Annotated in this window: 9 protein-coding genes; 3 read left to right on the plus strand and 6 right to left on the minus strand. The window is 43.4% G+C overall.

Translation table 11 applies throughout. The features are described 5' to 3' along the window. Positions 1-88: 88 nt before the first annotated feature. Together ACEW8F_RS11045 and ACEW8F_RS11050 are read right to left on the minus strand one after the other, a co-directional pair. Positions 89-853, minus strand: a complete 765-nt coding sequence (locus ACEW8F_RS11045) for an RNA polymerase sigma factor (protein WP_373483523.1) — start codon at positions 851-853, stop codon at positions 89-91. Positions 854-1086: 233 nt separating this feature from the next. Continuing rightward, a complete protein-coding gene (locus ACEW8F_RS11050) occupies positions 1087-1848 on the minus strand; it encodes a transposase (protein WP_373483524.1) in 762 nt (253 codons plus the stop codon). Positions 1849-2091: 243 nt separating this feature from the next. On the opposite strand from ACEW8F_RS11050, the gene ACEW8F_RS11055 reads away from it, so the two are divergent. The 3 genes from ACEW8F_RS11055 (at position 2092) to rsgA (ending at position 7821) form a co-directional block, all read left to right on the plus strand. Beyond that, on the plus strand, positions 2092-4959 hold the full coding sequence (locus ACEW8F_RS11055) for a methyl-accepting chemotaxis protein (protein WP_373483525.1): 2868 nt from the start codon (positions 2092-2094) through the stop codon (positions 4957-4959). A gap of 1400 nt (positions 4960-6359) precedes the next feature. After that, positions 6360-6776, plus strand: a complete 417-nt coding sequence (locus ACEW8F_RS11060; protein WP_373483526.1) for an RNHCP domain-containing protein — start codon at positions 6360-6362, stop codon at positions 6774-6776. Next, on the plus strand, positions 6763-7821 hold the full coding sequence (gene rsgA, locus ACEW8F_RS11065) for a ribosome small subunit-dependent GTPase A (RefSeq protein ID WP_373483527.1): 1059 nt from the start codon (positions 6763-6765) through the stop codon (positions 7819-7821). Before ACEW8F_RS11060 ends, rsgA begins: the two co-directional genes overlap by 14 nt. Before the next feature lie 132 nt (positions 7822-7953). Here rsgA and ACEW8F_RS11070 read toward each other — a convergent pair whose 3' ends face one another. The 4 genes from ACEW8F_RS11070 to ACEW8F_RS11085 all read right to left on the minus strand — a co-directional run bounded on the left by ACEW8F_RS11070 (position 7954) and on the right by ACEW8F_RS11085 (position 10809). Further along, positions 7954-8172, minus strand: coding sequence for a hypothetical protein (locus ACEW8F_RS11070; RefSeq protein ID WP_373483528.1), 219 nt, complete (start codon positions 8170-8172; stop codon positions 7954-7956). Next, on the minus strand, positions 8151-8999 hold the full coding sequence (locus tag ACEW8F_RS11075; RefSeq protein ID WP_373483529.1) for a nitroreductase family protein: 849 nt from the start codon (positions 8997-8999) through the stop codon (positions 8151-8153). The genes ACEW8F_RS11070 and ACEW8F_RS11075 overlap by 22 nt, the downstream gene beginning before the upstream one ends. Positions 9000-9094: 95 nt before the next feature. Then, the gene (locus ACEW8F_RS11080) at positions 9095-9367 is read right to left on the minus strand and encodes a hypothetical protein (RefSeq protein WP_373483530.1); all 273 of its coding nucleotides are present in this window, start codon (positions 9365-9367) and stop codon (positions 9095-9097) included. 416 nt (positions 9368-9783) lie between these two features. Next, positions 9784-10809: an alpha/beta hydrolase gene (locus ACEW8F_RS11085; protein ID WP_373483531.1), complete on the minus strand. Its 1026-nt coding sequence runs from the start codon at positions 10807-10809 to the stop codon at positions 9784-9786. Between the last annotated feature and the right edge of the window lie 172 nt (positions 10810-10981).

A 10981-nucleotide genomic window follows, 5' to 3' on the forward strand; every position in this document is an offset into this window, starting at 1 on the left:
TGATCGATGAACTTGATCTAATTGAGCTGTTTGAAGCCCCTGGGCATGGTCGAGTACTTGGTGAAGTTACTGAAAAGCAGAAGGATCTTTATGAAGCATTAGGGATTGATCCTCCATCGTTATAAATTTCGGGAATCCAGGATAGATAGTCGATCTTTTTTAGTAACGACAGATTTTTAAAATGTTCCTTTCGTAATTGATCTGTTTTCGGCTGATTATAGCCAGTTGGAAGGGGGAGCCTATGATCATTCATATATTTTACCCATAACTGGCATTTACATGGCTTCTGGGGATCAATTAAACTGCATCTCATTTCAAATAACTCCTGCAGCTGCTTTCTTGCTCTGAATAGCGTAACCTTGACGTTGTCAACTGACATATCGAGGATCTCGGCAATTTCTTTGTTTTTGAGGCCGGTACAGGTTTTTAGCAAAAAACAAACCCGTTGGTTTTTGGGCAGGCATTTTAAAAAAGCTTGCAGACATTTTTCGCGCAGTTCATCCATCACCAAATCATCATCAAAATCACAATTGTATTCGATACTATCAAAGAATTCTTTTTCGGTAATCCCTAAATTTTCAGTTATTCTGATCAATGGCAGCTTGTTTATATAGTTGAAATACTTGTAGCACTCATTTATGACAATCCGGTATAGCCAGGTGAACAGCTTTGATTCGCTTCTAAATTTACTTAAATTTTTAAAAGCATTTAAAAACGAATTCTGAAGGACATCCTCTGTATCCTGCTGATTATCGATCATTCTAAAGGCACAAGCATATAATTTATCATAATCCTGGATGATCAGGTTCTCCAGTTCCATCTGCAAATCGACGTAATCAGAATTGTTATTCATAATTATAACCATGTTTCTTAGGAAACATGCCTCCTTTTTATATCTATGTTGGGACTTTGATTTTAAAGGATCGCGGTGGATGTATCGAACCACCATCATCCGATACTGTACATCTTCGACTGCTTCACTGCTAAAGCGATTCTGAAAAAGATGGCCGCTTTGTCCATCTTTGTTGTTGTTCAGTTAAGCATATCAATCGTTATCTGTTTCATGACGCGGGGACGTTTCGTTTGTCATATTCCCCGCTTCAACGCCTGCTCCACCATCATCTTACCCAGTCCCAGCACCCGGCTCAACTGGCGGATACTACCGCCGCTTTCTAGCTGAATCTGTCGGATCAGCTGATTGCGCTTGTCAACAGACAGTTCGCCCAGATTTCGGTATTCACTGTTATGTTTTAGCATAGCCGTGAGCAGTTCATCACTCGTTCTGGTTTTTAGGTGGATTTCCAGACAGTCATCCTGGTTTTCTTCCTCCGAAAAACGAATAAAATCGGCCGCCGTCGGAAAATAGTCTTTGATGATCCCACTATCAAGTGTCGTCGGATTTCCCTGATAAGCCTGAATCATTTTATGATAACTACTCCACGGATAGTCTTCTAATCGGGTTACCATTCCCGCTTTTAAGGGATTACAGTGAATGTAGCGAACCACTGTCATCAGATACTGGTCGTCTTCCACTGCTTCACTGCTAAAACGATTCTGAAAAAGATGGCCAGTTCTTCCATACTTATTGTTGTGCAATTGCACATACCCAACCGTAATCCGTTTGATGCTGGTACCCAACTCTTCCCCTTCTTTGATGAGTAGATGCACATGGTTATCCATAAGACAATAAGCATACAACTGAAACCCGCCGGTTTCTCTGGCTTTGTTAAGCTTTTCCATAAAAATCGATCGATCTGAATCATCCAAAAAAAGATTACGTCCATCCAAGCCTTTCAGCATGACGTGGTAAATTCCAGTTGTGCTTTTAACTCGTGCTTGTCTTGCCATTTCTGATTTCACCTCCTGTTGTTTTTGATAGTATACCACAATTTTGATGGTATGACAAACGAAACGTCCCCACGTCATGTACAAACTTCATGCAAACTTCATGCAAACTTAATACAAACTTCATACAAACCATGCATATACTTTACGCAAATTTTACATGAACATTAGGTAAAAGACTTGATTATTGAATAACCTTAGTTTAGAATTATTATAATATAAATAAAATGACTGGAGAGTTTAAAAATGAAATGGTTTTACAACATGAAGATCAGAACAAAGCTTTTAACGGGGTTTATGATGGTAGCCGTCATCGTCGGTATTGTGGGCTATGTGGGGATCACAAATATAAAAGCGTTGGATGCATCCAGCACAAAACTGTATGAACACGTGACACTACCTACCTCGGCAAGTGGCGATATGGGTATTGAGTTTGGGAAGATCAATAGCTACATCAGAGATATGATTATTGCGGATGATCCCACAATCATTGCGGCAAATGGAGATAAAATCGCCGCCAGCCGTGAAAAAATCACCCAAATATCCGAAACCTTTGAACAGAATATTCTCAATGATGAGATGCAGCAACTGTATCAGCAGTTCATCGATTCCCGAAAAGTTTATGCGACAGAGCTGGAAGCCGTGATGGCCTTGGCCAGCCAAAATCAGGACGAAGAAGCCCTTGCCCGCTTAGCAACTACCGGGGTCGCCGGGATTGCCTCGCAAACCGAACAGGATGCCCTGGAAAAAATCCACGATATGACTATAGAGGATGGCAAAGAACTGTCCGAGGCCAACAACAACCAGACAAACAACGTTGTGACAACCATGACGACCTTGATGGTGATCGGCGTTCTGATGGCCCTGTCCCTGGGGTTTTTCCTCAGTATGATCATCAGCCGTATGCTTAAAAAAGCGGAATATATGATCAAAGAAATACGTCTGGGTCATTTGAGTGAACGGCTGAATATAAATAGCCGCGATGAAATCGGCCAGATGGCTATGGCTATGGACGGACTGGCGGATGATCTACAAAATGTGGTAATTGCTACCATGAACCAAATTTCCGAAGGCGATGTCTCGGCAATGATTGAAGTCAAGGATGACCGGGACGAAATCTCACCAGCACTTATAAAGACCATCGCAACCATCCGGGATCTGATTACTGAATCAACCATGCTGTCCCAAGCTGCGGTGGAAGGACGCCTGGACACGCGAGGTACAGCAGATGCCTTTAAGGGCGGGTTTAAAGAAATTGTTGGCGGAGTCAATGCGATGCTTAATGCCCTGGTTGGCTACATCGATGTCATGCCCAACCCGGTTTTAATCATTGATAATGACTTCGAAATTCTCTATATGAATGATTCAGGTGCTCAGACGGCGGGACTTTCCAAAAAAGAAGCCCTCGGTCAGACCTGTCACAGTCTTTTTAAGACTTCCGATTGCCATTCGGAAAACTGTGCCTGTACCAGAGCGATGCGTACCGGGAATACCGCCAGCAGCGAAACGGATGCGCACCCAAATGGTTTAGATCTTGATATTTCTTATACCGGGTTGCCAATTACCAATCATTCCGGAAAAATTATTGGTGCCATGGAATTCATCACCGATCTCACAGCCATCCGCAAAGAAGAACGACGGATGATAAAAATCTCGGACTATCAGCAAAATGAAACTAAAAAGCTGGTGACGGAACTCACCAAACTTTCCCAGGGAAATACCGATGTTGTGATTGAGCTTACCGCCTGTGACGCTGATACTCAGACGACCTATGAGACCTTCTTGCTTATCGGCAATTCTGTCAATCAATGTGTGGCATCCATCAAAGCACTAGTTAAAGACGTTGGCATGCTGGCGCAGGCTGGTATCGCAGGAAAACTCGATACCCGGGCGGATATCAGCACACATCAGGGCGATTTCGCCCGGATTGTTAACGGCGTCAACGACACTCTTGATGCCGTAGTTGCACCGGTTCAGGAAGCATCAGCGACCTTAAACGAACTGGCTCGGGGGAACCTGAACACCGCGATGGTGGGGACTTATCAGGGCGATTACACCCTGATCAAGGACAATATGAATCAAACCGCCGACTTCCTCAAACGCTATGTCAGTGAAATCACCACTACCTTAGAAGAAATCGGCCGGGGAAACCTGAATCGGCACATCACCGAGGACTATTTGGGTGATTTCCAGGCCATCAAAACAGCACTGAACGACATCACCACCAATCTCAGTGCCACCATGTCCGACATTAATATTGCCGCCAGTCAAGTTGAAATCGGGTCTCAGCAGATTTCCGATGGCGGTCAGGCCTTGTCCCAGGGTACCACCGAACAGGCCAGTGCGATCCAAGAGCTAACCGCTTCCATTGAAGAAGTCGCCGCTGAAACCAAGAAAAACGCGATGAGTGCCAATGAAGCCAATGACTTGGCCCTAAAGGTTCGAAGTAATGCTGTAGTGGGCAATGATCAGATGAATAAGATGGTCTCCGCCATGGTGGATATTAACGAATCATCAAAAAACATTTCCAAGATCATCAAAGTCATCGATGACATCGCCTTCCAGACCAATATTCTGGCTCTGAACGCCGCCGTTGAAGCCGCCCGGGCGGGCCAGCATGGCAAAGGATTTGCGGTGGTTGCCGAAGAAGTCAGAAGTCTGGCCGCCCGCAGTGCCGAAGCCGCCAAGGAAACCACCGGTCTGATTGAAGGCTCCATTGACAGGGTCAATGCGGGTACCAAAATTGCCGGTCAGACCGAAGAAAGCCTCAAAGAAATCTTAAATCAAATCCAAAAAGTAACCGATCTGGTCGGTAATATCGCCCAGGCCTCGAGCGACCAGGCCTCTGAAATCGCCCAAATCAACCGGGGCATTGAGCAGGTATCTGAGGTCGTTCAAACCAACTCCGCCACCGCCGAAGAAAGCGCCGCCGCCAGTGAAGAGCTTTCCGGCCAGGCTGAAATGCTCAAACAAATGGTGGAGGCCTTTAAAATCAAGGATTCAAGCACATCGCATTCAATCGGAAAAGAGACAGTTTTCAAACCAGTGAAAACCACCAGTTCACATTCGTCCGAAGTTACGATCAATTTAGATTGTGACATCGACAAATACTAACCTCACAGCGCATTGAAACAAATGAAGTAACGCACCAAATGTGGTTAAAATATTTGACATCACATTTGGTGCCAGCGAAGAATCAGAAAAAAACAGCGAACTTTGAGTTACTGTTTTTTTATTAGCAATTTTTTTATTGGTAAGATTTTTTTAGATATTTTTATTTCGGATTTCGAGTAATAGGGATGGCAGGCAAAAAAACCTGCCTTCCCCGTTTCTTCTGTCACTAACTGCTCTCGTTCACCGTGGTTTATAGGTAAATCCGTCTTTTTCACTAACAAAAATATCAGACCTATTCGTTATCGTATTTCTTACATAGCCATTCGCAATAAACCGTTCTGACTGTTCATGATAATGACCAGAACCACAGACCACCAGAATTGTTGTTTTAGGTGGCAAAGCATTCAATTTGAGATTAGTATTTTTAAATATTTTATCATCACGTTTCTCGTTGGTTGAATCTTCGTGGTGTTATAAATGAATCAATCAAACTGCTTTTATTTAGATGTATATTACACAAGCATACAAGTATGATTACAGTGAACAATAGTATTATCAAAAGACCAAATAGCATCCCATGACACGGGGACGTTTCGTTTGTCATGCTCATCGTTTCACAGCCTAACTACCTCAATCTTGCCCAGCCCCAGTGCCAGACTCAACTGGCGGATACTACCGCCGGTTTCCGGCTGAATCTGTCAGATCAGATAATTTTGTTTTTCAACCGACAACTCGCCAGATCCCGATATTTTTCATTTTGTTTCAGCATATCAGCAAACTGTTCATCCGTCCATTTTTTCAGGTGAATTTCCAGACCCTCCTCTTAATTTTCTTGCGCTGAAAAACAAATAAAATCTGCCAACGTCGGAAAATCGTCTTTGATAACAGCAATATCCAGTGTCAATGAATTCTTCTGATAGACTCTGGTAATTGTACGCCAACGGATACTTTTCCCATCGACCTAACGTTAGCCTTTTACGGAATTGTCGTACTTTTTATCCTTGCTTGCTTTGTCATTTCTGATTTCATCTATTTTTTTGGCCAGTAGCGCATGTTCTAAATAACATGACCAACGAACTGTCCCCGTGGTATGCGACTTTAAGTTACGTTGTACCAGGCCCAGGATACCAAAAAAGCCTTGTAAATTGTGGCTAAAACCGTTAAACTAATCGTGAGCAATCAGGTTATCTGAAAAGGGTTTAATCAGACCATCGTTTAACGTCAGTTTGACAGACCGTCCATGTTTAAAGTTAGCTTTTTTGCATTTAATTGTCATATTGAAAGGAGTTTTTATGTTAAAACAAAATAAAGCAGAGAGTGTGGTAAACCGGGAGGTTTGCAAAATCTAATCTCTGCAAAACCTCCCGTATCGTATCCAATAGTTACAGGAGGAAAAAATAATGAAATATTCAAATAGAGAAAAAAACATTTATCAGGATCAACCCTGCCAGGAAAGTTTTTTCTGTCGGAATTGTGGCGGTGCCGTTTCATTTAGCGGCGCCGGAAGCAAACATCGTAATCATTGTCCCCATTGTCTATTCAGTCTCCATGTTGATGATTTACCGGGCGATCGATCGGCAAATTGCAGTGGCCTGATGGAACCCATCGGCATCTGGATTCGTAAGAATCAGGAATGGGCTATTATTCATCGCTGTCGGCGCTGTGGGCACCTCAGCTCCAATCGGATTGCCGCCGATGACAACCCCATTAAACTGATGTCCATCGCCGTGGCCCCTTTGGCCAGTCCGCCATTCCCACTGGAAAAAATGACGCAGATCCTAACCGGCGCTGAAGGTGGCAAAAATGAGTCGGATTGATCTGAAAAATTACGGTTTGAGCGAAGCATTGCGTTTGGAGGCCACTCAATATCCGGAAATTTTTGTCGGTCGCATCCTTTCTCAGTCAAAGGGAATCTACCGGGTTATTTCAGAAAGGGGCGAATTTTTTGCCGAACTGTCAGGCCGACTGCATTATGAGATTATTCAAGCCGCAGATTATCCGGCCGTCGGTGATTTTGTGATACTTGATCGTCAATCGGGAGCCAAGGGCAATGGCATTATTCATCATCTGCTCACTCGCAAAAGCACCTTTATTCGCAAAGCTGTCGGTTCATCCAGTGAAGCGCAGGTGATCACGGCCAATATCGATGCCGTCTTTATCTGTATGTCCGTCAACAACGATTTTAATCTCCGACGTCTCGAACGCTATTTGAGCCTGGTCTGGGAAAGCGGAGCGACTCCGGTGGTTGTCCTGACAAAAATCGATTTAACTGACGATCTGCTGACCAAATTCAGAGCCGCGGCGGCGATCGCCATCGGTGTCGACATCCTTGGTATTTCGACGCTGAAAAATGAAGGCTATCAGGATCTCATGGCTTATTTGTCGATTGGTCAGACGGTCGCACTACTCGGTTCTTCCGGGGTTGGAAAATCAACCCTGATCAATTGGCTAAGCGGTCACAAGCGCTTCGATACTCAAACAATCAGAAATGACGACAAGGGCCGCCATACCACCACAAGACGAGAACTGATCCGCTTACCCGAGGGCGGCATGCTAATCGATACGCCGGGGATGCGTGAAATTGGAATGCTTGATGTTAAAGAAGGGTTTGACCGGACCTTCCGCGATGTGGAGGCTTACCTCGGAAAATGCCATTTTCGCAATTGCACTCACACCAACGAGCCAGGTTGCGGAATCTATGCTGCAATTAAAGCTGGTCAATTATCTGAGCAGCGCTGGCAAGCCTATCTGAATCTGACCTGCGAAAACGACTATTTCGAGGATAAAGCTGTCTATTTAAAAAAGAAAAAAGAAAAATTTTATCAGATCGCCCGTTTAAACCGAAACAATAAAAAACATTGATGTTAACAAAAAGACCTTGCCAGAATTGGTTATATTCTGACAAGGTTTTTTTTGTCCGGGTATGACAAGATGACGTTTGTGTTAACGGGTTTAAAGTTTAGCGTTGATTGCGCTAAAGCGAACTCAATTGACCTACACTTCCACCGGTTTCCTACCAAAATAATCGCCCCATCCAGATCGTTCCGTATTACATTGTCCGCGTTTACTCTGATTGTTTGCGGCGTCATCAGCCTGGGATACTAAAGCGCACCTGAGCATGTTGAGTTTGACCGCGCCCCGTAGGTTCTGACCAACGATGGGACCCCGCCATAATGCTACGGTTGCTTCCGTTACGCTATTGAAATCTTCCAAACCGCTCTGCCGGCGTCTTCACTAACTTTTACAGTTGGCTGCCAGCCGCGGTCAAGTAGTCCGAGCCAGACATGGCATGCGCATATGCCAATATCGACATTCGGGTGTTCCCATTTAAAGTGCTGGTATTCCGGTGGCATCGCAACAGTGATCGTATTGAAGGAATCTTCAAAGCCGAACCGCCACATTTGGGCATTTCCAGCCGAAGGCGCTTTTCGACCCAAGTCCAGCGCATACAATAGATCATCTGACAGATGACTAAAATTATCCGGATTCTCCAGCAACTCAGTAATTTCTTTCCGTTTATGGCTGATCGTCTTTTCTGTAATCCTGTCCATCAGACGCAATCCGCCATCTTCATAATAACCAAGTGGCGTGATGCAGATCGCCCGCACCCCTGTGGTCTCGCCTTTTGAATACCCAAACCCCTTGTTTGCTTCTTTTAACTGGTCAGGTGATTGTAAATGGGGCATCAAGCGTTCAAGCTCTGCCAGTTTGTAGTGCCCATACCAACAGCTGGAAATGTTCTTGCTCTGGGCGTAAAGAATCAGCAACTCCCCGACGAACCCCGCCTGTGAAATCGAGATGCTATCCGTTTCGGCCACAAACGCAATGTTATCTGGTGGTGATTTCATCAGTGGATAGAGTGTTTTTGTCGGATCGGCATGAAAGAATCGGATCGCAACGTGATGCTCAAACGGAATCGGCATTGACCTGGCAAAGTTTTTAATCGCGTCCATAGCGTCTTGATCAACAGGCATCATTTGATAACTGCGTGCCGATCGCCTGGCGTCGATCGTACTTTTAATCGAAAATGTAATTGACATTTGTTGTACCTCCATAAGTCTTGTTATTTAAAAAATGACGTGGGGACGTTTCCGTTTGTCATGCTCATCGCTTCAATGTCTGCTTCACCATTATTTTACCCAGTCCCAGCACCCGGCTCAACTGGCCGATACTGCCACCGCTTTCCTGCTGAATCTGTCAGATCAGCTAGGTTGCCCTTGTTATCGGACAGTTCGCCCAGATTCCGGTACTGGCGATTATGTTTTAGCATGTCAGTAAGCAGTTCCTCGCTCCATCTCGTTTTGGGGTGGATTTCCAGGCAGACATCCTGATTTTCTTCCTCCGAGAATCGAACAAAGTCTCCCGCTGTCTGAAAATAATCTTTGATGATCCCACTATCAAGGATCATCGGTTTTCCCAGATAGATCCCTTTGTCTTTATAGGATCATCGTTTTCTAGTCATGTATTGTTTATCTTATTTTCTGGATTTTGTGTACAACTATTTGTGAACATCATATTTTACTAAAAAATATACCCTCGATATGTTACCTTAAACTCATATCGAGGGCTAAAGTCGAGTAGACAGAATTACTTCTATATTTACAAGCCTTGAAACCTAACTCTTTCCAAATTTTGCTTTTTGACTTCGATACGACACCTCCACATGACATACGAGGATAGCATTCTTTAATTAACTCACATTGACCACTCGCTTTCTAAAATTTTCTACTGACACTACCTAGTTTCATATAACTCTTTGTTTACATCATTTTTCTTACTTTGCAACCTATCGAGCGCATCCAGATGTAATGATGCATCTCACTCTTATAAAACTCTTTTTAAAAAAATCAGTTGTGCATCCATAACCTTTTCAAAAATCTCGCCTTTATAAATATCAAAGTGACCAACGGGGTATTTGATTACAGTTGCTTTTTCTCCCAAGATTTCCGCTACTCCTTTGTAAGAATCTGGCGAAACTGTAGTGTCTTTCTCACACACAAGCATTAACACCGGGCATTCGACATTCATAGCCACTTTAGTAACGTCAGATCCTTGCATCATGAGCATACTCCTACCACAAATCTTATTTATGTAATGCTCTGATTCAGACATCAAGCTTTGATAGCCCTCAAATGCTCCAGGAGCATTAAGCAACGCAAATGATCCCGGTTTGCCAACCGCCGGAATAAAGTGAGTAGATAATCCAAACCTAGAACGTCCTTTATCCCTCTGCGCATGCATAAAAATCTTTAGAAAATAACCAAAACCCTCTCTTTTCAATATCAACTTGTCATCTTTGCCGTGATCTAAACTAGGACACTGGGATATGACCCCTGCTATTTTTTTATCTTCGGCTGCAATAATTATTCCATATCTTCCTGCCGCAGAAGTACTCCATAAAACAATTTTGTTTTCATCTATTTTTTCTTGGTTTCTGGTATATTCAATCACAGCTCTCAGATCTTCCATCTGTTTTATCCCGTTAAAAAGCTGCCTAGGTTCACCGCCGCTTTCACCAAAATAACGATAATCATATGTAATTGCAGCTACTCCAACATCAATAAATCTAAGGGCATAATCTTCTAGAACAGCATCCTTTGTTCCACAAAATCCATTGCTAAGAATTACACATGAGATCGGGTTCACCATATCTTCCGGCAGATATAACCACCCGCTGACAAAGGTATCCTCTATTGGAATGCTAATACTTTGGCGGTATTTTGGAATACTATTATCTTTTGGCATTCTGTTGATATCTTCAGCATCTACTGTTAAAAACGGACTAAAAATAACGACCGCCAAATAACCTATTATTAACCCAAAAACAATTACAACAATCAGGATCCCCACAAGCAATACCTTACCCTTTCAAATATTCACCAATTATGTGTTTGTCAATCAAAAAGTTTAGCGTTTGGTCTCGAAAAGTTGTGCACTTGCCAACACAATTTTGTTCATTAGCAGATGGTCGTCCAATCTCTTTTTAACAGAGTACCATCTGCGCAACTTTTGAATACTTTTT

Source organism: Acetobacterium sp. (assembly GCF_041752335.1).
Classification (GTDB): Bacteria; Bacillota; Clostridia; order Eubacteriales; family Eubacteriaceae; genus Acetobacterium.